Source organism: Nocardioides panaciterrulae, from assembly GCF_013409645.1.
GTDB classification, from domain to species: domain Bacteria; phylum Actinomycetota; class Actinomycetes; order Propionibacteriales; family Nocardioidaceae; genus Nocardioides; species Nocardioides panaciterrulae.
Genome location: NZ_JACCBG010000001.1, coordinates 2,431,831 through 2,451,756 on the forward strand (window position 1 = coordinate 2,431,831; position 19,926 = coordinate 2,451,756).

General features: G+C 68.1%; 23 protein-coding genes. 13 read left to right on the forward strand and 10 right to left on the reverse strand.

What is annotated here, in order from left to right:
* Positions 1 to 41: 41 nt before the first annotated feature.
* The 3 genes from lipB to BJZ21_RS11485 all read left to right on the forward strand — a co-directional run bounded on the left by lipB (position 42) and on the right by BJZ21_RS11485 (position 2,814).
* Complete coding sequence (gene lipB / locus BJZ21_RS11475; protein WP_343052105.1) at positions 42 to 773, forward strand: lipoyl(octanoyl) transferase LipB; 732 nt, start codon at positions 42 to 44, stop codon at positions 771 to 773.
* Between the two features lie 119 nt (positions 774 to 892).
* Entirely contained in the window at positions 893 to 1,846 is a 954-nt protein-coding gene (locus BJZ21_RS11480; protein WP_179663868.1) for an ABC transporter ATP-binding protein, read from the forward strand.
* Positions 1,843 to 2,814, forward strand: a complete 972-nt coding sequence (locus BJZ21_RS11485) for a hypothetical protein (protein WP_179663869.1) — start codon at positions 1,843 to 1,845, stop codon at positions 2,812 to 2,814. The genes BJZ21_RS11480 and BJZ21_RS11485 overlap by 4 nt, the downstream gene beginning before the upstream one ends.
* Before the next feature lie 37 nt (positions 2,815 to 2,851).
* On the opposite strand, the gene BJZ21_RS11490 is transcribed toward BJZ21_RS11485, so the two are convergent.
* A complete protein-coding gene (locus tag BJZ21_RS11490) occupies positions 2,852 to 3,289 on the reverse strand; it encodes a hypothetical protein (protein ID WP_179663870.1) in 438 nt (145 codons plus the stop codon).
* Positions 3,290 to 3,363: 74 nt separating this feature from the next.
* Here BJZ21_RS11490 and lipA point away from each other — a divergent pair, with 74 nt between their 5' ends.
* Positions 3,364 to 4,308, forward strand: a complete 945-nt coding sequence (gene lipA / locus BJZ21_RS11495; protein ID WP_179663871.1) for a lipoyl synthase — start codon at positions 3,364 to 3,366, stop codon at positions 4,306 to 4,308.
* A 62-nt stretch (positions 4,309 to 4,370) separates the two neighbouring features.
* On the forward strand, positions 4,371 to 5,087 hold the full coding sequence (locus BJZ21_RS11500; RefSeq protein ID WP_179663872.1) for a DUF4191 domain-containing protein: 717 nt from the start codon (positions 4,371 to 4,373) through the stop codon (positions 5,085 to 5,087).
* Positions 5,088 to 5,154: 67 nt separating this feature from the next.
* Here BJZ21_RS11500 and BJZ21_RS11505 read toward each other — a convergent pair whose 3' ends face one another.
* Positions 5,155 to 5,568, reverse strand: coding sequence for an RDD family protein (locus BJZ21_RS11505; RefSeq protein ID WP_179663873.1), 414 nt, complete (start codon positions 5,566 to 5,568; stop codon positions 5,155 to 5,157).
* A 191-nt stretch (positions 5,569 to 5,759) separates the two neighbouring features.
* Between BJZ21_RS11505 and glnA the strand changes: the two genes are divergently transcribed.
* Positions 5,760 to 7,184 (forward strand): type I glutamate--ammonia ligase, encoded by a 1,425-nt coding sequence (gene glnA, locus BJZ21_RS11510; protein WP_179663874.1) that lies wholly within the window; start codon positions 5,760 to 5,762, stop codon positions 7,182 to 7,184.
* Between the two features lie 207 nt (positions 7,185 to 7,391).
* Here glnA and BJZ21_RS11515 read toward each other — a convergent pair whose 3' ends face one another.
* Positions 7,392 to 7,910, reverse strand: a complete 519-nt coding sequence (locus BJZ21_RS11515) for a tyrosine-type recombinase/integrase (protein ID WP_246299268.1) — start codon at positions 7,908 to 7,910, stop codon at positions 7,392 to 7,394.
* A 280-nt stretch (positions 7,911 to 8,190) separates the two neighbouring features.
* Here BJZ21_RS11515 and BJZ21_RS11520 point away from each other — a divergent pair, with 280 nt between their 5' ends.
* Positions 8,191 to 9,459 (forward strand): IS256 family transposase, encoded by a 1,269-nt coding sequence (locus tag BJZ21_RS11520; protein ID WP_179663876.1) that lies wholly within the window; start codon positions 8,191 to 8,193, stop codon positions 9,457 to 9,459.
* Here the strand turns inward: BJZ21_RS11520 and BJZ21_RS11525 are convergent.
* The 6 genes from BJZ21_RS11525 to BJZ21_RS11550 form a co-directional block, all read right to left on the reverse strand.
* On the reverse strand, positions 9,449 to 9,946 hold the full coding sequence (locus BJZ21_RS11525) for a hypothetical protein (RefSeq protein ID WP_179663877.1): 498 nt from the start codon (positions 9,944 to 9,946) through the stop codon (positions 9,449 to 9,451). The two genes, BJZ21_RS11520 and BJZ21_RS11525, sit on opposite strands and share 11 nt — an antisense overlap.
* Before the next feature lie 572 nt (positions 9,947 to 10,518).
* A complete protein-coding gene (locus BJZ21_RS11530; protein WP_179663878.1) occupies positions 10,519 to 11,232 on the reverse strand; it encodes a hypothetical protein in 714 nt (237 codons plus the stop codon).
* Positions 11,233 to 11,278: 46 nt separating this feature from the next.
* Positions 11,279 to 11,659, reverse strand: coding sequence for a hypothetical protein (locus BJZ21_RS11535; RefSeq protein WP_179663879.1), 381 nt, complete (start codon positions 11,657 to 11,659; stop codon positions 11,279 to 11,281).
* A gap of 191 nt (positions 11,660 to 11,850) precedes the next feature.
* Entirely contained in the window at positions 11,851 to 12,678 is an 828-nt protein-coding gene (locus tag BJZ21_RS11540; RefSeq protein ID WP_179663880.1) for a hypothetical protein, read from the reverse strand.
* Between the two features lie 119 nt (positions 12,679 to 12,797).
* The gene (locus BJZ21_RS11545) at positions 12,798 to 13,616 is read right to left on the reverse strand and encodes a zinc ribbon-containing protein (RefSeq protein WP_179663881.1); all 819 of its coding nucleotides are present in this window, start codon (positions 13,614 to 13,616) and stop codon (positions 12,798 to 12,800) included.
* A 2-nt stretch (positions 13,617 to 13,618) separates the two neighbouring features.
* Entirely contained in the window at positions 13,619 to 14,665 is a 1,047-nt protein-coding gene (locus BJZ21_RS11550) for a GmrSD restriction endonuclease domain-containing protein (protein ID WP_179663882.1), read from the reverse strand.
* A gap of 356 nt (positions 14,666 to 15,021) precedes the next feature.
* Here BJZ21_RS11550 and BJZ21_RS11555 point away from each other — a divergent pair, with 356 nt between their 5' ends.
* The 4 genes from BJZ21_RS11555 (at position 15,022) to BJZ21_RS11570 (ending at position 17,254) form a co-directional block, all read left to right on the forward strand.
* Positions 15,022 to 15,246 carry a hypothetical protein gene (locus tag BJZ21_RS11555; protein WP_179663883.1) on the forward strand — a complete coding sequence of 75 codons (225 nt, stop codon included), beginning with the start codon at positions 15,022 to 15,024 and terminating at the stop codon, positions 15,244 to 15,246.
* A gap of 328 nt (positions 15,247 to 15,574) precedes the next feature.
* Complete coding sequence (locus tag BJZ21_RS11560) at positions 15,575 to 15,925, forward strand: hypothetical protein (RefSeq protein WP_179663884.1); 351 nt, start codon at positions 15,575 to 15,577, stop codon at positions 15,923 to 15,925.
* A gap of 149 nt (positions 15,926 to 16,074) precedes the next feature.
* Complete coding sequence (locus BJZ21_RS11565) at positions 16,075 to 16,845, forward strand: NAD(P)H-dependent oxidoreductase (RefSeq protein ID WP_179663885.1); 771 nt, start codon at positions 16,075 to 16,077, stop codon at positions 16,843 to 16,845.
* Positions 16,846 to 16,858: 13 nt separating this feature from the next.
* Positions 16,859 to 17,254, forward strand: a complete 396-nt coding sequence (locus BJZ21_RS11570; protein WP_179663886.1) for an ArsA-related P-loop ATPase — start codon at positions 16,859 to 16,861, stop codon at positions 17,252 to 17,254.
* A gap of 97 nt (positions 17,255 to 17,351) precedes the next feature.
* On the opposite strand, the gene BJZ21_RS11575 is transcribed toward BJZ21_RS11570, so the two are convergent.
* Positions 17,352 to 18,545, reverse strand: a complete 1,194-nt coding sequence (locus BJZ21_RS11575; protein WP_179663887.1) for a sensor histidine kinase — start codon at positions 18,543 to 18,545, stop codon at positions 17,352 to 17,354.
* A 279-nt stretch (positions 18,546 to 18,824) separates the two neighbouring features.
* On the opposite strand from BJZ21_RS11575, the gene BJZ21_RS11580 reads away from it, so the two are divergent.
* Positions 18,825 to 19,358, forward strand: coding sequence for a GNAT family N-acetyltransferase (locus tag BJZ21_RS11580; RefSeq protein WP_218851449.1), 534 nt, complete (start codon positions 18,825 to 18,827; stop codon positions 19,356 to 19,358).
* Positions 19,359 to 19,456: 98 nt separating this feature from the next.
* The gene (locus BJZ21_RS11585) at positions 19,457 to 19,906 is read left to right on the forward strand and encodes a VOC family protein (RefSeq protein WP_218851450.1); all 450 of its coding nucleotides are present in this window, start codon (positions 19,457 to 19,459) and stop codon (positions 19,904 to 19,906) included.
* Positions 19,907 to 19,926 lie beyond the last annotated feature (20 nt).

A 19,926-nucleotide genomic window follows, 5' to 3' on the forward strand; every position in this document is an offset into this window, starting at 1 on the left:
CGCCGTCGGTCCTCCACAGGCGCGGGAGTAGGGTCGACGCCGTGAGCGACCTGACCTTCCGCACCGTGGGCCTCGGCGACGAGGCGGTCGACTACCTCGCCGCGTGGGACCTGCAGCGCGACGTGCACGCCGCGGTCGCCGACGGTCAGCACCCCGACACCGTGCTGCTGCTCGAGCACCCGCCCGTCTTCACCGCCGGCAAGCGCACCGACCCCCACGAGCGACCCGCCGACCCCGGCGGCGCCCAGGTCATCGACGTCGACCGCGGCGGGAAGATCACCTTCCACGGTCCCGGCCAGCTGGTCGGCTACCCGATCGTCGTCCTCCCCGACCACGTCAAGGTCGTCGACTACGTACGCCGGGTCGAGGAGGCCCTGATCGCCGTGTGCCGCGACCTCGGCGTCACCACCGCGCGGGTCCCCGGTCGCAGCGGCGTCTGGTTGCAGGCCGACGAGCGCGGCCCGGAACGCAAGATCGCCGCGCTCGGCATCCGGGTCAGCCGGGGGGTCACCATGCACGGCTTCGCGCTCAACTGCGACGTCGACCTGGGCTGGTACGACCGGTTCGTGCCGTGCGGCATCTCCGATGCCGGCGTGACCTCGCTGACCCGCGAGCTCGACCGCGACGTCACCGTCGCGGAGGTGCTGCCGAGCGTGGAGCGGCACCTCGACACCTACCTCGCCTGGGGTCCCTACACCGCGACGCCGGACTACGAGCCGCGCCCCGAGCCCGGGCGCGCGCCGCGCATCGAGCTGCTCAAGCCCAACCTCTGACCCCAGCACCCGACCCGCCGCCCGACGGCGCGTCCCGCCTCCGGCCCGGCCCCGGACCTGTCAGGATCGGCGGTCCGGGGCGGCCGCCGAGGCCGCCCCGCGACGGGGAGGGCGCGCCGATGAGCGAGCTGGTCATCGAGACCGAGGGGCTCCGCAAGGAGTTCCGCACCAGGCGAGGCGCGCGGCGGGTCGCCGTGGCCGACCTGGACCTGGCGGTGCCCCGGGGCGGTGTGCACGGGTTCCTGGGCCCCAACGGGTCGGGCAAGACCACCACGATCCGGATGCTGCTCGGCCTGGCCCGGCCGACCCGCGGTTCGATGCGGCTGTTCGGCGAACCCGTCCCCCGGCGGCTGCCGGTGGTGATCGGCCGGGTCGGGGCGGTCGTCGAGAGCCCGAAGTTCTCCCCCAACCTCACCGCCCGCCGGAACCTGCTGCTGCTCGCCCGCACGATCGGCGCCGGCGACGACCAGGTCGACGCCGCGGTCGAGACCGTCGGCCTGACCGGTCGGGAGCGGGACCGGTACAAGTCCTTCTCCCTGGGCATGAAGCAGCGGCTGGCGATCGCGGCGACGCTCCTCAAGGACCCCGACCTGCTGATCCTGGACGAACCCACCAACGGGCTGGACCCCGCCGGGATCCGCGAGATCCGCGACACCATCCGCACGCTCGGCGAGCGCGGGGTCACGGTGCTACTCAGCTCCCACATCCTCGCCGAGGTGCAACAGGTGTGCACCTCGGCCACGATCATCGGCAACGGACGGCTGCTGGCCTCGGGCACGGTGGCCGACCTGCTCGCCGGCGACGCCGCGTTCCGGGTCCGGGTGCCCGACGACCCGGCCCGGGCCGCCGGGGTGCTCGCGGCCGCGGGGCTCTCGACCACGGCCGAGGGCGACGGCCAGCTCCGGGTGGAGACCGATCGCCCCGAGTCGATCACACGGGCGCTGGCCGAGGCCGGCATCTGGCTCTCCGAGCTGAGCCCGGTCCGGGCCGACCTCGAGGCGTTCTTCCTCGACCTGACCGCGCAGGACCGGCTCGGCACGGCCGCGGCCCCGGCGGAGGTGGGGACCCGATGACGCGCCTGCTGCGGGTCGAGCTGACCCGGCTCCGCTGGCGCCGGGCCGCGGTGCTCCTGCTGCTGCTGGCCGTCGCCGTCCCGGCCGTCATCTTCGCCGCCCGGGCGTGGACGACCCGGCCGCTGTCCCAGGCCGACATCGCCCAGATCCGCACCGACGCCGCCGGCCAGATCGCCGAGTGCCGGGCGCACCCCCGCCGGTACGGCGTGCCGCGCCAGCACTCCGCGCGCGCCTGTGAGCGCACCATCGTCGGCTGGCAGCTGCACCGCGACAAGCTGACGCTGGCCGGGGACCGCACCAACGGGACCGGGGTCGGCGTGGTCGCGGTCCTCACCGCGCTCCTGCTGCTGATGGGCACCACGTTCGCCGGCCACGACTGGAACACCGGCTCGATGAGCAACCAGCTGCTCTTCGAGCCACGTCGCGGCCGGGTGTGGGCGGCCAAGGCGGTCGCGGTCACGGCGGTGGCCCTGGTGACGGCGGCCGTCGTGAGCACGGCGTACTGGCTGGGCGTGTGGGGCGTGATGGCCGGGCGCGGGCTGCCCGTGCAGGACGGCGCGCTGGTCGACTCCCTCGCCTTCGGGCTGCGCGGCGCGGGCTTCGCGGCCGCCGCCGCGCTGGGCGGGTTCGCGCTGACCACGCTCTTCCGCAGCACGGTGGCGACGATCGGCGTGTTGTTCGCGGTCTCGGTGGCCGGCGGCCTGTTCGTGGCGATGCTGGGCATCAGCGAGCACTGGCAGCCGCAGAAGAACGTCGCCGCGATCGTCAAGAACGGGACGACCTACTACCGGCCCGTGCCCGACTCCTGCTTCACGGGCGTCCAGGAGGACCGCGCGACGGTCGAGGGCTCGCGCTGCGACCCGGAGGTGGCGCTGCCGGCCCGGGCCGGGGTCGGCTACTACGGGGTCGCGCTGCTGCTCGCGGTGGGCGCCTCGACGATCTCGTTCCGCCGCCGGGACGTCGGCTGAGCCGGCGACCCGGGTTCGACCGGGGTGGGTGGCCCGGTCAGTGCACCGTCATGGCGACGACCTCGGGGTTGCCGCCACCGACGCTCTTGAGCTGCACGTCGAACGGCGTGCTGCGCACCTGGATGCGCACCTTGGCGCTCTCCCCGGGCGAGAGGTGGAGGTCGGGGTTCTTCACGGTCGCGGCGTCGGCGGGGGCGATCAGCACCTGGTAGAAGTCCGGGAGCCGGCCGGTGTTGGTCAGCGTCTCGGTGAGCGTCTGGCCGGGCTTGCCGTGCTCGGGACCGGTGAACGTCGCCGAGAACGGGTTCGCGGCGCCGGAGGGCACCGCCATGCTCGTGGGGTTGCCGGTGGCGTCGCCGGAGCCGGCCGCGTCGTTGGAGTCCGAGGAGGAGCCGTCGTCGCAGCCGGCGAGGAGGACGCCGACGAGGAGCAGCGAGGAGGCGGCGAGCAGCCGCGGCGCACGAGTCGTCTTCATGGTGGGTGAAAGGTATCTCGCGGTCGTCCGGACCGAATTGGGCGGCCCCCGGCCCCGGCGTACAGTTGGGCGACGTGACGACCGCCCCTGCCGCCCCAGAAGGACGCAAGCTCCTCCGCCTCGAGGTCCGCAACAGCGAGACCCCGATCGAGCGCAAGCCCGAGTGGATCAAGACCCGGGCGAAGATGGGGCCGGAGTACAAGCACCTGCAGAACCTGGTGAAGTCCGAGGGGCTGCACACGGTGTGCCAGGAGGCCGGCTGTCCCAACATCTTCGAGTGTTGGGAGGACCGGGAGGCGACGTTCCTCATCGGCGGCGACCAGTGCACGCGGCGCTGCGACTTCTGCCAGATCGACACCGGCAAGCCGCAGCCGCTGGACCGCGACGAGCCGCGCCGGGTGGCCGAGTCGGTCCGGTCGATGGAGCTGCGCTACGCCACCATCACCGGGGTGGCCCGCGACGACCTCGAGGACGGCGGCGCCTGGCTGTACGCCGAGACCGTGCGCGCGATCCACGAGCTGAACCCCGACACCGGGGTCGAGAACCTGATCCCGGACTTCAACGGCAAGCCCGACCTGCTGCGCGAGGTGTTCGAGTCGCGCCCCGAGGTGCTGGCCCACAACGTCGAGACCGTGCCGCGGATCTTCAAGCGGATCCGTCCGGGCTTCCGCTACGAGCGCTCGCTGGACGTGATCACCCAGGCCCGCGACTTCGGCCTGGTCACCAAGTCCAACCTGATCCTCGGCATGGGCGAGACCCGCGAGGAGGTCAGCCAGGCGCTGCGCGACCTGCACGAGGCCGGCTGTGAGCTGATCACGATCACCCAGTACCTCCGCCCCTCGCTGCGGCACCACCCGGTGGAGCGCTGGGTCAAGCCCGAGGAGTTCGTCGAGCTCAGCGCGGAGGCCGAGCAGATCGGCTTCTCCGGCGTGATGTCGGGTCCGCTGGTGCGTTCGTCCTACCGGGCCGGCCGGTTGTACCGTCAGGCCATGGAGGCGCGGGAGACCACCCCCGCCTGACCGCACGCAACACCGCGTTCCGACACCGACCCGCGACAGACCCCAGAAGGCAGCAGACCGCCATGGCCAAGGCCCCCCAGATCCCGGACCCCGCGAAGACGAGCCGGCGCAAGCAGTTCGTCGAGACCTACCGGATGGCCAAGCGCAGCGACCCCGCGCTCGGCGCCTGGGTCGGCGGCTCGTTCCTGCTCGGCGCGGTCATCGGCTTCGTGCTGTTCTGGCTGCTGCCCGGCCGGGGCGTGCTGGGCGTGGTCGCCGCGATCGTCGGCGCGCTGCTGTTCGGTGCGCTGGCCGCCATGATCGTGTTCGGCCGCCGTGCCCAGAAGGCGGCGTACGGCCAGATGGAGGGCCAGCCGGGGGCCGCCGCCGCGGCGCTGCGCATGCTGCGCCGGGGCTGGCAGACCGACCCGGTGGTGGCGTTCACCAGGCAGCAGGACGTGGTGCACCGGGTGGTCGGCCCGCCCGGCATCGTGCTGGTCGGCGAGGGCAACCAGGGTCGGGTCCGCCAGCTGCTGGCGAACGAGCGCCGCAAGCACGAGCGCGTGGTCTCCGACGTCCCCGTGCACGAGGTCATCTGCGGCAACGGCGACGGCGAGGTCCCGCTCCCCCGCCTGGTCAAGCACGTCAGCAAGCTCAAGCGCCAGGTCAAGCCCGGCGAGATGACCGACATCCTCGGCCGGCTGCGGGCGCTGGACGCCAACCGTCCGAACGTGCCGCTGCCCAAGGGCCCGGTCCCGACCAGCATGAAGGGCATGCGCCAGAACATGCGGGGCCGCTGAGCGGCCGATCCCCCGCGCTGGACCGAGACGGCGCGGGACCGAGACACCGCCGGGTCGGGTCCGCTGCTCAGGGACGGGCCGGGACGCCCTTGGCCGTCTCGAGGGTGACCGTCTCCGTGCCGGCCATCATGTCGTGCAGGCCGCGGCCGTCCGGACGGAAGACCAGCGGCGGGATCACCACCGCGACCAGGATCTGGCGCGCGAGTGCCGGCAGGAGGCCCACGGGACGGCCGCTGCCGTCGTGGCGGACCACGCGCAGCCGGGTGGCGAGCTGGCCGAACGAGCCACCGGACAGCGCCGTCAGCAGGGCGCTCTCGACGACGAACAGCAGCACCACCCACCACTGGCCGGCCTGGTTCTGCACGCCGTACACCGGGGTGAACAGCGAGACCGTCAGCGTGCAGGCGATCCAGTCCACGAAGAGGGCCAGGATGCGGCGCCCCCAGGACGCGGTCTCCCGGGGGCGGGCGGGCTCACTCACCCCGCCAGCGTAGACAGCCGCCGGCGACCGCCCACGGGGCGGGCCACCTGTTACACCGCTGAAACAAACCGGATACGGTCAAGAAACTGGCCTTGCCTACGTTGGCGGGCAGGTCCGAGGCAGCGTCGCCCCGGTCCCCTCGTTTCGCACGACTTTGCCGGTTGCCTCCCCGAGGCAGCCAAGGAGGACGAATGTTCCAGAACAGCGACGAGCTGCTCGCATACATCAAGGACGAGGGCGTCGAGATGGTCGACGTCCGTTTCTGCGACCTGCCGGGTGTCATGCAGCACTTCACCGTCCCGGTCTCGTCGTTCGACCAGTCCGTCTTCGACGACGGCCTCGGCTTCGACGGGTCGTCGATCCGCGGCTTCCAGGCCATCCACGAGTCCGACATGTCGCTGTTCCCGGACCCGACCACGGCCTACCTCGACCCGTTCCGGTCGAAGAAGACCCTGGTCGTGAACTTCTTCATCCACGACCCGCTCACCGGCGAGGCGTACTCCCGCGACCCGCGCAACATCGCCCGCAAGGCGATGGCCTACCTGGCCAGCACCGGGGTCGGCGACAAGGCGTTCTTCGCCCCGGAGGCGGAGTTCTACGTCTTCGACAACGTGCGCTTCGAGACCAAGGCCAACGCCGGCTACTACGAGATCGACTCCGAGGCGGGCGCCTGGAACACCGGCGCGAGCTTCGAGTCCAACAACCGCGGCTACAAGGTGAAGTACAAGGGCGGCTACTTCCCCGTCGCCCCCACCGACCACTTCGGCGAGCTGCGCGACGAGATGGTCGTGGAGCTCGAGCGCTCCGGCCTGCAGGTCGAGCGCGCCCACCACGAGGTCGGCACGGCCGGCCAGGCAGAGATCAACTACCGCTTCGACGAGCTGCTCAAGGCCGCCGACGACGTGATGAAGTTCAAGTACATCATCAAGAACGTCGCCTGGCGCAACGGCAAGACCGCGACGTTCATGCCCAAGCCGATCTTCGGCGACAACGGCTCCGGCATGCACTGCCACCAGTCGATCTGGAACGGCGGTGAGCCGCTGTTCTACGACGAGACCGGGTACGGCGGGCTCTCCGACATCGCCCGCTACTACATCGGCGGCCTGCTCAAGCACGCCCCGTCGCTGCTGGCCTTCACCAACCCGACGGTGAACTCCTACCACCGCCTGGTGCCCGGCTTCGAGGCCCCGATCTCGCTGGTCTACTCCCAGCGCAACCGCTCGGCGTGCGTCCGGATCCCGATCACCGGCTCGAACCCCAAGGCCAAGCGCATCGAGTTCCGCTGCCCGGACCCGTCGGCGAACCCCTACCTGGCCTTCTCGGCGCTGCTGCTGGCCGGCCTGGACGGCATCAAGAACAAGATCGAGCCGGCCGCCCCGGTCGACAAGGACATCTACGAGCTGCCGCCGGACGAGATGGCCGACATCGACCAGGTCCCGACGTCGCTGAACGCCGTGCTCGACAACCTCGAGCGCGACCACGACTTCCTCACCCAGGGCAACGTGTTCACCCCCGACCTGATCGAGACCTGGATCGACTACAAGCGCACCAACGAGATCCTGCCCGTGCAGCTGCGTCCGCACCCGCACGAGTTCGAGCTGTACTACGACATCTGATCAGCGCGGTTCGCTGACCAGCGACGGCGTTTCCGTAGGCCATCTGACCTGCGGAAACGCCGTTCGTTGTTTTCCATCATTGTCCACTCTCGGTCACCGCCTCGTGCGCCCACGGTGCGCCAGCGTCGACCCCGGCGCGCGTCGGGGCTCCGCCCCTTCCGAGCGCCGTGTCCATCGCTTTGCGCGCCTTGTCGCCCGAGCTCGGCATCACGTGCGTGTAGACCCTGAGGGTGAACCCCGGATCGGCGTGCCCGAGGTACTCAGACACAGCTTCATGCTGACCCCGTGCTCGAGCCAGAGCGGTGCGCAGGTGTGGCGGAGCGCGTGCATCCCGTTGTCGCGTTCGTTCGGAATCCCGACCGCACGGAGGGCCAGCCGCCAGACCGCCTGGTTGAAGTAGTTCCGGTTCAGCGGCTTGCGCTCCCGGCTGTAGAAGATCAGCCCACCAGCAGCCGGAGCCTCGAGCCGCTCGCCACTCAGCGGCGCCATCCGTTCGAGGTGCTGCGCGAGCTCGAACCCGACCCATTCCGGCATCGGCACCGACCGGACCCGGCCGTACTTCGGAAGAGCCGGCACAGGCCGTCCGCCCTCGAGCCGGATCTGTTGTCGCACGTGCAGCTCATGACGCAGGAAGTCAACGTCCTGGACTCGGACGCCGAAGGCTTCGCCCTGGCGCAAGCCACATCCGGCAGCAACGACGACCAGCGCTCTGGATGCCTCGGGCATCTCGTCCACGACCGCGAAGACTCGCTCCGCGGACCACGGTCGCACCTTTCGGGACCGGTTGAGCGGGCGCGCGTACGCTGGCTGACCGCGCCGGGTTTTGGGTCAGCAAGCCCTCTTCGACGGCAGCGTTCAGGATGGCTCCAAAGTTCCCCAGCAACAGTGGAGTCCAGCAGAGTGGTGTACGACGGACCTGAGTGAGCGCGTGCCTGCGACGTAGGCGCGGCCACCGGGTGGATCCTTCGAGTGATCTGCGAAAACCGACTCGAAGAAGGACACCACGATGACCGCTGGACCCAGTATCGACCCTGCTCTGACCACGACGTTGGACCCGGGTGAGTTCTTGCACGAGCAGCTCGCGCAGGCCTCCCCGGACCTGATGCGCGAGCTGTTGTCCACCTTCGTCAACGCGCTGCTCGGCGCCGAGGCCGACGCGGTGTGCGGGGCGGCCTACAACAGCCGGTCGACCGAGCGGGTCAACTCCCGCAACGGGTACCGGCACCGCGACCTGGACACTCGGATGGGCACCGTGGACGTGGCGATCCCCAAGCTGCGTTCGGGGACCTACTTTCCCGAGTGGCTGCTCGAGCGACGCCGCCGCGCGGAGTCCGCGCTGACCTCGGTGGTGGCGACCTGCTACCTGCTGGGGGTCTCGACGCGGCGGATGGACAAGCTGGTGCAGTCCCTGGGCATCACGGGCCTGTCCAAGTCCCAGGTCAGCGTGATGGCCCGCGATCTCGATGCCCACGTCGCCGACTTCCGCAGCCGGCCACTAGACGCCGGTCCGTACACGTTCGTGGCCACCGACGCGCTGACCATGAAGGTCCGCGAGGGCGGCCGGGTGCTCAATGTGTCGGTCATGGTCGCCACCGGCGTCAACGCCGACGGACATCGCGAGGTCCTCGGGATCCAGGTGGCCACCGGGGAGACCCACGCCGGCTGGCTGACCTTCTTCCGCGACCTGGTCGCCCGGGGGCTGGCCGGGGTCGCGCTGGTCACCAGCGATGCCCACGCCGGCCTCGTCGAGGCGATCGCCGCAGCCCTGCCCGGCGCGTCGTGGCAGCGCTGCCGCACCCACTACGCGGCCAACCTGATGGCCGCCTGCCCGAAGTCGGCCTGGCCGGGTGTGAAGGCGATGCTGCACAGCGTCTACGACCAGCCCGACGCCGAAGCCGTCCATGCCCAGTTCGACAAGCTCCTCGACACCGTCGCCCAGACACTGCCGAAGGTTCATGACCACCTCGACGGCGCCCGCGCCGACATCCTCGCCTTCACCGCGTTCCCCCGGGAGGTGTGGCGCCAGATCTGGTCCAACAACCCCAACGAGCGGCTCAACCGCGAGATCCGCCGCCGCACCGACGTCGTCGGCATCTTCCCCAACCGCGACGCGATCATCCGCCTGGTCGGCGCGGTCCTGGCCGAGCAGCACGACGAATGGGCCGAGGGTCGGCGCTACCTCGGCCTCGACGTCCTGGCCCGCTCCCGCATGACTCTGGTGACCGGCGAAGCCACCACCGACAACACCACCGACAAGGAGGCACTCACCGCCTGACCGACACGCCCGAACGAAGGATCAACTTCGTACACCACGCCACGGGACTTGACCCCAGCAACAGCCGCACGTAGCCGGCGGACAAGTCGACCGACACTGCCCGCAGCCAGCGCTGAACCGCCGCAGAGGTGATCCGCACCAGAGGCCACGTTCCCCACTCCGGGAGTATGTGAACCCGCAACCGGGTCTCGAGAGCAGTGCGGCTCGTCGGCTGCATGACTTGGCGGTCGAGCCACTCGCCTGCGAAGTCAGCGAACGAGACGCGGCCCGCGCGCTCGTCCACATACGACCCGCGGTTCAGTCTGTGCTGAAGATCGGCAAGAAATCGCACGGCGTCGACCTCCGGATCGAACGAGCGGTTCCGTGATTGGCCGTCGGGATCGCGGTAGCGAACCTGCCAGCGCTTGCCGCTGCCATACAGAGACGAGCGCACCCGCCGTCCCGATCCGCGTTCTGTGGTGTGCCATCGATCGGCAATCGACGCCATGCGCTCCTCCTTCGGAAGTCAGCCGGGCTGACAGTGCGGTCCCTGCAACCAAGCAAAAACGTCTCGCGGGTCGTAGCGACAGCGACGACCGACTCGGAAGAACCGCGGGCCGGTCCGCTTGTGATTCAGCTTGTAGCGGGTCGAGACCGGGATCGCTAGGAAGTCAGCGGTCTCTCTTCGAGCGTCCACAGTCGCTCCGGCATCGTCGGCGATCTCCGCGGACTCATGCGCTCACCGCCATCCGACGCTCGGCGAGAAGACCGGCAAACGACCGACCAGTTTCGAGCTCATCGAGCGCAAGGTGCCGACCGACGCGATGCAGCGTCTCCTCGAGAGTCTCAGCGTCCAGCAGCGCCCCGGCGCGGGCGAGGCAGCCCCGCAGTGCCGGCATGATCCGCCGCAGCTCGCCACTCGACGCTCCGGCGGCGATCCTCGTCAATCCCGCTGCGTTCCCTCTGAGAGACGCCGACTGGATCTGACGCCACTCCGGAGCCACCGGCCAGGGAGAGCGCGTCTGGTCGTCCGACTCCTGACGAAGTGACAGCCAACGGTCCGTGAGGTAGCCCCAGAGTTCAGGCAATCGCTCGAGAGCATCTGCCGGCGAGTCGATCCGCGACTGCCGCAGCACAGGTCGGCCCACCTGAAACTCGACACGGATCACCCCGTTCACCGGGCGTGTAGGCGTCGCCCCAGACGGAAGGCCACCAGTCCGTGCCCTTCTTCCGCGACTTCTCCGACTCGTCGTAGATGCGGGCCATCACGCCCGCCCTCCGCGTGCCGAACACCAGGGTGCGAAGGGTGTCCTCGTCCTCATAGGTCACCCGCTGTTTGGCACGACAGACGAAGTTCCCGCGGTCCGCCGAGTCGATCCCCCAGCCATGCGAGTCCATAAAGACATCGATGCTGGATGCCTTCCAGGAAGCGCGACCGAGCAGGAGCTCCGCGACGTCCATGAACCACTGGAGCGCCTGAACGATCCCCACGGCGTGGATGAACGCGGCCGAGGGCTGCACGTGCACCGTCGTCAACGACGCACTGGTTGTCAGCCCGATCAAACCGTGGGCGTGCTCGAGGCGGTAGGGATACCGGTTGAGCGCTCCCCCGGCGACCCAGAATCGATCACCGCCTACATCGAACTGCGACCGCGTCCGGGTCTCACGCGCCGAGGTCCGTGCTTCGTCCAGATCCTCCAGCAGCGCTTCCGACATCGACCCGCGCCCGGAGAGATAGAACGAGTCCACGCCAGACGCGAGCTCAACGAGCTCACCAGCGTCAACCAGTCCCACATTTGGGACTGTAGATAAAAAAGCCGCTCTAGTCCAACATTTGCGACTAGCTGCCGTGCGTGTCGCGCTGCGCGCCACTCCCCCCGAGGTACGCGTCGACGTCGATGGAGATGCCAGGGAAGCTGTACTCGTCGGGGTGCGAACCGAACAGCTTCCGGAACGTCGCCACCTTCCGGTAGATCGACGACCTGCTCATGCCAAGCGCCTCAAGACCCTCGAAGCCGCCGTACAGATGCCACAGCAGCCAGAACCCAACCAGGTCCGACACCTTGTTCGCCGAGATGCTGGTGATCGCGTCACCCAATGGCGTCTTCTCGATGGCGGGATTCACGTACTTCTTGGTTGCGCCGACGTAGGCATCCCAAGCCGCGCGAGCCAGCCCGCGCCCCTCGGGCGAGGGCATCGGGTCCGATCGGAAGTCGCTCACAGTCCCACGCTAGCGACTGTCACCGACAGCGCTCGTCGACAACGCCGCAGCAGCGGGGTGGTATCTTGAGGTCACGAAGCACAGGCGTACGGCCTGCCAGTTCGCAACTGGGGTGCTTCACAGAACTGGGAGACTCAGGTTCGATTCCTGACGGCCGTGCCGTAGCTCAATGGAAGAGCATCCCACTTTTCTTATCTCAGGCGTTCGATGGCGGCACTTAGTTCATCTGCCGTCAGTGCGAGTGCCGAGTACGTCCCCCTCGTGTAGCCCACAAGCGACCGCAGCGCCGAGTTGTGGCTCGGGCTCTTGGCGCCCAGCGCGAAGTACTCCTTGGCCGCCATGTTCGCCCACTCGTCGCGCGGGATAGCGGACTGCAGCGCGAGGTTGACGTCGTAGGAGAGCCGTTTTCCGATCGCAAGCGTCGCGATGAGCTCGCCGACGCCCACTTCCACAGGAGTGCCCTCAACCAGCACTTGGAACGGCCTCTTGGTCAATTCCTCCCAGCCCGCAATCTGCGTTGGGGTCATCCCAGTCGTATAGCGTTCCAGCTCCTTGCTACCTAGCCCGCCCGCGTGAATATGGCAGTTACGCATCAGTCTGGTTAGGTGGAAGAGCGCCAGCGCGTCTACATCCATAGCGACGCCGGAGGCAGCTTCGATCTTCTCGTGAACGTTGAACGTCTTCGCATCCCGAAGCTGCGAGCGCGTAACCAATCCCAGGGGAAGAAGCCATCCCAAGCACGTCTTGACGAAGTCCTCGTGCAGCGCGATCGCGTAGGACATCCCCATCGTGCACAGATCGGCCTCAGCATCTCCGAGCAGCGACCGGGCGATGTCGGACCGCAGATTGAAGCGCTCAATGTGCTCGACGGTTGGGAACATCTCGGCCAGGGTCCGAGTGGATCCCTCGGTGAGGTTCAACGTGTTCGAGGCGATCTTCGAACCCGCCAAGATGGCCCAGATCGCGTTCCCGGCGTCGATCCGTCTCTGTTCGAGCGTCCGGAAGGCTTCGAAGTGCACCTGCGGACGCGTGCGGTACCGAGCTGTCACTCGGCAACCGTAGAGCCTTCCTTCGCTCAATGGCGTTTGCGACAGCGCTCTTTGCAGTTTGAGGGTGCTGTGTTACAGATCGCGCACCCTCAGACGAGCCGCCGAGCCCAGGTCGTCGACGAAGCCTTGGTGTGACCGCACTCGGCGCAACGCTCGGTCACGCCGCAACTCGGGCAGGTCCCAAGCTTGGCCCGAACCTCGATCGTCTTCTCTTCTCCGCAATGCGTGCACGCGAAGGTGCCAGCCGGGGCCTTCTGGCCGGCCTGAAACGACGCCTCAGGCTGAAGGATCGCATCGGCGCCCAATTCGGACGTCTCAGCTAGTGCTGTCGCGATGACAGAAACCTGAGTAAGCATCAGCAACACCTCCCACGACCCAGTTCGCAAGCTCTTCAGGTAATCCGCTGGGCGCGTGACCTGGTAACCCTTGTCCTTCGCGAGATCCGACAGGAACGTGGCTGCGTGAGCACTCGGATGGGCGACCGCGTTCCGAACGACCGTGAGCTCCTTCAGGGCGGCCACTTCAACCGGCCGATTTCGAAGCCAGGAGTACGGCTCCCCTCGCACGAGGTATGCGTCGGCCCGGTCAAGGCTGGCGTCGTACGGCAGCCACGTCAGGAAGCTCTCTCGACGTCTGCCATCCGAGTAGATGAGGAGCTCAACCTCGGCGCGGGAGGAAACGGGCAGCACCGGAGCAATGCACGCGGCGCCGTGCTGCAGCAACATGCAGAGATAGAAGAGTTCTTCGAGGTACGTCTCGAGCAGGGAAAAGGCACGAAGTGCGACCAGCTCGACAACTCCGTCAAGCGTCTCGGCTTCGATCTTGGCGCGCTGAGCGTCAAGTACCACATTCTTGAGCGCGTCGATCCCGTCCGTTAGACGCTTCTTCGCGTCGTCCAGATACGACATCGTTAGAAGCTCAGGAGGTATTCCAGCCGAATCTCACGACTTCGTCGATCCGCCGTTGCTCCCCGAAGCACCTTCGCCACATCCTCATCGAGGTCTTGCGGCTTTCGAAGTTCAAGCTCCGCCCCCTCGAGTCGTTCAACGAGGGCGGCGGGCGTTGCGTCGACCTGTCCTCTCACAGCGCCAGCAGCGACGGCAAAAATCGTGTAGAACCACGCAGACGACCTGAAGCGCTTGAGCCCAGAACGGCTCGCGCTCGGGGAGTAGATCGCATCGAGGTAGTCGAAGGCGGCCCGAAATTCATCCTCGACCCGAGGTCGCTCAGGGAAGGCTTCGTCGTTCGACTTGTAGAGCCCGTCCAACGACGCCTTGGTACGTGCCTGGATCCCGCGCATCAGGAAGCCCATCAAGTCGGACGTCAGTTCGACCTCGCGCATCTGAGCAATCTCCTGAACGCCGAATACCTGCCACTTCAGCCACCGCTGATACTGCTCGTACGCCAGCTGATAGGCGGTGTCCTTAAACTCGCCGAAGTAGGTCGCGTTCCGAATCTCCTGGTCGTTCAGCTTGTAGCCAGTTGAATTCATGCGCTGGAAGATCGTTAGGACCGTGACATCGTCAACGTCTGCTGGAAGAACGTTGACCGACAGCGGGGTCTGCAGGATGTGTCGCTGCGTCTCGTCCGGGAGCTGCGTGAAGGCGAGACCCGCGAACTCCCGGTTATGCGAGCGGAGGACCGTGAAGTCGTCCCATTCATCCCTCTCAGCCAAGCAGTCGATATCTACGTAGCTAAGGATGGTGCGCAGCCTTTGCTGACCGTCGACGACATGACGCATGGTCTTCGACGTCACTACATCCAGCCGGCTGTGCAGGAAGATCAGCGGCAGTGGAAATCCTCGCAGCAGCGAGTCGATCAGAAGACTCTTTACCCGAGGGTTCCAGACAGCTCGACGCTGGTAGTAGGGCTGCAGCTCCAACGACCCTTGGCGCTGCCACTCGAGGAAGTCGATGACGGTGTAGGTCGTCCGAGTGACGGATAGAGGCTCAAGCACTGCCGCAGGCTACCGAACTCGAGGGCCGCCGGCATCGGTTCATCCACAGCGCCGCACTGTGGGGCGGGTGGTTACGCCCCTCCACCCGCCGCTTCGCGCTGCGCGGAGCCTCTGCGCACCCGAGAACCCCACCCGCCCCTCGGTTACGGCAGCAAGTACGCGACGCCCGCGGCACCGCAGTCACACTCCCATGGGGTTCCGCCGCGGGCCTGGGCATCTTTAATGTGGGGTCCGGCGCTCCACCGGACCTCTCGCCTGCAGTGCGGGCACGTGCCGTCGAGGGACTCAACGAGTCCACGCCCATCCGCGTGCGGCGCAATCACGGTGCCATCGACCCACCGCAGCCAGTCACGTGCATGACGTGGGCGCAGTTCATCAACCGGGTCGCCGAACCACGCCACTTCCCCGGCCGCCTCGAGCTCCTCGCGGAAAGCTGGCGCGACATCCTCGCGGTGCGCGGCGCAGAAGCCACGGACAACGGCTCTCACCTGAACCCCGCCGTCGTCGAGCTTGACGCCGGCTGCCATTCCAAGCAGCCGCACTGCGGTCTGCCCGCAGATCTCGCACGACCAGACACCTGATTCGAACCCATCTCACAGCCCTCTCAGCCACGCAGAGAGCGGCTCGTGTGCGCCCACGGTGCGCCGACATTGGTAGCGCCGAAGCGTTACCGCAGGTCAACAGCGTAGACAACCCGGGCCACCGCTCTACTACGACATCTGATCCTCAGGCCCCCTTGCGGGCCTGACCTGCACGAACGCGCGGCCCCCACGGAGGAATCCCCCGGATTTCCCCGACGGGGGCCGCCGTGCGGAACCCACGCCACCCGGTGCTCGACTGCGCGCCGATCACACGGCCCTGCGCGAGGGCCGCGACGACACCGACATCGCGGGACTCGGCGACATCGCCATGGTGACCAGCGTGCGCGGGGCGCGCGACCGCGGCGTCCTCAAGGCCCACCCCATGTTCACCCTCCACACCCACGACGGGATCGCCTGGGCCGACGGCACGCACCAGCCCGCTTACGCCGTGATCTGGTGCACCGGCTTCCGCCCCGCCCTGCACCACCTCGCGCCGCTCCACCTCCACGAGCACCAAGGACGGGTCGCAGTCGGCGGACCCTCCGGCACCCGCTCCGCCCGCGACCCGCGGGTCTACATGGTGGGGTACGGCGACTGGGTCGGCCCCGCGTCCGTCACCCTGGCCGGCGTCGCCGAGTCGGCTCGCGCCACCGCCGGCGACATCGTCGACCGGCTCTGACCCCGGTCGTTCATCGCGCGAGCTGCCAGCCAGGCGATGGCCGCGAGCCGGGGCCGTTGGCCCCTGTCGCGCGTCCGTACCCACCGACCACCGTCAAGGAAAGGCAGTCGCGGGCCGAGCCTCCCGCGGCCCGAGCCGCGGAGGTCGTCATGAAGGTCCTGACCGTGTACGCACACCCGGACCCGCACTCGTTCTGCCACAGCGTCCTCGAGCGGTTCACCGCCGGGCTGCAGGACGCCGGCCACACCAGCCAGGTGGTCGACCTGTACGGCATCGACTTCGATCCGGTGCTGCGCCAACGCGACCAGCCGAGCTGGATCAACGACACCATGCCCGAGGACATCGCCGAGCTCCACGACATCCGGGGCAACGTGCTGCGCTCGACCCGCAACCCGCTGCAGCGGTGGCTGATCCGTCGGGCGATCCGTGGGAAGTCACACTCCGAGGTCGCCGGGATGCTGCGGTCCCGCATGCCCAAGGACGTGCTGGCCATGCACGAGAAGATCCGATGGGCCGACGGACTGGCCTTCATCGCGCCCATCTACTTCTGCAGCTTCCCCGCCATCCTCAAGGGCTGGATCGACCGGGTCTGGTGCTACGACTTCGCGTTCGGCCTCACCCCAGAAGGCTGGCACGGCGACGTCAACGGCCGCGTGCCGCTCCTACACCATCAGCGTGCGCTTCTCATGACCTCGACGATCTTCGACCAGGCCGCCTACGACGACGGCCTCCGCTCCGCCATCAGTAAGGTCGTCGACGAGTGGGGGTTCCGCTACCCCGGCATCCCCGACGTCGAGCACGTGTACTTCTACGCGGCGACCTCGGGAACGCCGGAGCGCATCGCCGCGTACCTCGCCCACGCCCACCAGCTCGGCCGTGACTTCGACCGCGGGCCGGCTCCTGCCCAACCACCGCGCTGAGCCAGGTCTGCTCATGGAGCCAACCACGTCGCTCCCCTCGCTGAACTGGGACGACTGGGACACCCCCTACCTGTTCTTCACCGGCAAGGGCGGCGTCGGCAAGACCACGATCGCCGCGGCGGTCGCCGTTCACCTCGCCGACACCGGGCACCGCGTCCTCCTGGTCAGCACCGACCCGGCCTCCAACCTCCGCGACGTCCTCGGGGCCGCCACCGGCGAACAGCGGCCGGTGCCTGTGGTCGCGGTGCCACGGCTCGACGTGCTCGACCTCGACCCTCAGGTGGCAGCCGACGCCTATCGCGAGCGCGTCCTTGCTCCCTATCGCGGCACGCTCACCAGGTGGGCGGCTGCCCAACGGCGAGCTCCCAGGGACTGCTGGAGGTCATGGCCCGGACCACGTCGAGGGTGACGAAGCCGCTGTCGGCCCTGAGTCGGTCGGCGAGCGCCAGCAGACACCGCTCGGTCGCGGCAGCCTGCTCGGCGAGGTCCCGCACCGCCACCGACGGCTACTGGTCCTGGTCGACGTCGCCTTCGCTGACGGGCCGCAGTGGAACGCCGAAGGTGAACGTGCTTCCCTCCCCGAGCGTGGAGACGGTCTGGAGCTGCCCGCCCATCAGATCGACCAGGTCACGACAGATTGCCAGACCGAGGCCGACACCGTCATAGCCCCGGGTGGCGGTGGGGTCAACCTGGGTGAACGGCTCGAACAGGGCCTGCAGCTGGTCTTCTGCGATACCGATGCCGGTGTCGGTGACCGCGAACTCGACCCAGATGTCGGGCCCCTGGGTGCCCTCGTCTTGGTTCGGTGCAGCGGTGCGCGCGCTGACTCGCACGTTGACGCCGCCACGCTCGGTGAACTTGATCGCGTTCTGCACCAGGTTGGTCACCACCTGAGCGACCCGCAGACCGTCTCCAACGACCGAACTCGGGACTGACCTGTCGACGACGAAGGAGATTGTCAGGTTGCGACCCTCCGCCAAGGGGACCGCCCAATCTGCGATGCCTTCAAGAACGGTGGAGACACCGAACGGCCGGGGGCGCAACAACACCTGGCGGGCTTCGAGGCGGGAGAAGTCCAAGATGTCGTCCAACAAGCGCTGCAACCGTTGGCCGTTGCGGTGCACGATGTTCACGAAATGGCGCTGCTCGGGTGCAAGCTGGCCGTCCATCAACATTTCGGTCGCGCCGATGACCGAGGCCAGAGGTGTCCGGACCTCGTGGCTGACGTTGGCCAGGAACAGGCTCTTGGCGGCGTTGGCCTCCGCTAGCTGACGGAGCACCTGCTTGGGTTCGGTGATGTCCTCGGAGACCCCGTGTACGCCCACGACCTCTTCGTCAATGACCACCGGAATCATGGTGCATCGAATCTCGACGATCTGTCCGTCGGTACGCAACACCCGGGCTTCAACCAACTGGGGGTCGCCCGCCAGGGCGCGCTCGAAACAGTTCTGGATGATGTGCAGGTCGTCGGGGTGCACGACTTCCGAGAAGTGGATCTCCCTCATCTGTTCCAGGCTCAACCCGGTCATCGCCAGCGATATGGGGTTCGCGTCCGTGTAGTAGCCGTCCCGATCCACTGAGTACGTCGCGTGCGGGTGGTGCATGAAAAAGGAGGCGTAGCGTTCGCTGCTCTCGGAAAGCGCGGCTTCACACAGTGACATGCTCACCGGTCGGGCGACATCCAGCCGTTCAGAGTCCATCACAACCTCCGAGAGTGGTCACAACCATGCACCGTAGATACGCGTTGTCGAGCCGGCCCCCGCCCGCCGCAAACTACCCCACAAGTGACAAGAACGTCCGGATCTAGCCGCGGTGCGGGCGTTCTTGAAGTTGCGTCTGTTCGCCGCCGAGGACGTCTACTCGGCCCAGGGAACGGGACCCGCACGCCGGCCGCGCTCCTCGACGGCGACGGCGCGTACGCCGCCCCGGCGGCTGCGTTACGGACGCTGAACGTCCGCAATCAGGGGTACGTTGCCGGCATGTCCGAGTTCACGATCAAGGCGCTCACGCCGGAGACGTTCGACGACTTCGCAGCGCTCGTTGAGCGGAACAAGGGCATGTTCGCCAGTTGCTGGTGCACGAAGTTCCATCCCGACTGTGCGGAGAAGGGCCAGAGCGCCGAGGGGAACCGGTCGCTCAAGCAACGTCTGGTGGCCGACGGGCCTCGCGCACGCGGCGCTGGTCTACGACGGGGACCGGGCCGTCGCCTGGGCCGAGTACGGATCCCCGAGGAGCTGCCCAGCATCCAGCACCGCAAGGAGTACGTCGCCACTGCCGAGCGACTGCCCGACTACCGGGTCACCTGCATCCTGGTCGAGCGCGGCCTTCGCGGTCACGGTCTAGCGGCGATCGCCCTCCGCGGAGCCGTGGAACTGATCGCCCAGGCCGGCGGCGGCCTCGTCGAAGGCTATCCGCACGACACCGGCGGGATCCGGAAGAAGAACTCGTCGTTCCTCTACAACGGCACCCGCGCGATGTACGAGCGCGAGGGCTTCACCTACGACCGCCCCTAGGGATTGGGCAACTGCGTCATGGTGCGCGAGGTGGCCCCGAGCGCGCGCGGCTGATGCGGTCCAGCGCTCCATCGAATCGGCAAGGCAACAACCGGAGGATGGATTCCGTGGCACACGTACGACGTTTCGACCACATCGGCATCACCGTCGCTGACCTCGACTCGGTGACGGCGTTCTTCGTCCGCCTCGGTCTCGAGGTCGAGGGGACCGGATCCGTCGAGGGCGAGTTCGTGGAGACCGTCTGCGGCATCCCCGGCGCGCACTGTGAGATCGCGATGCTGCGGCCACCCGACGGAGGGTCCCGACTCGAGCTCTCCAGCTTCGTCACGCCCGAGCACGTGCCGGGATCACCGACGGCGATGGCCAACGAGCTCGGCCTGCGCAACGTGTCCTTCGAGGTCGGCGACCTCCAGGCGGCCCTCGCTGCGGTGGCCGCGGACGGGTACGGGCTCGTCGGCGGCATCGGAGAGTACGAGAACAGCGTGCGGATGGCCTACGTGCGCGGGCCCGAAGGGATCATCGTGTCCCTGTTCGAGCAGATCGGCTGACACCCGGGCGCGTTGCCCAC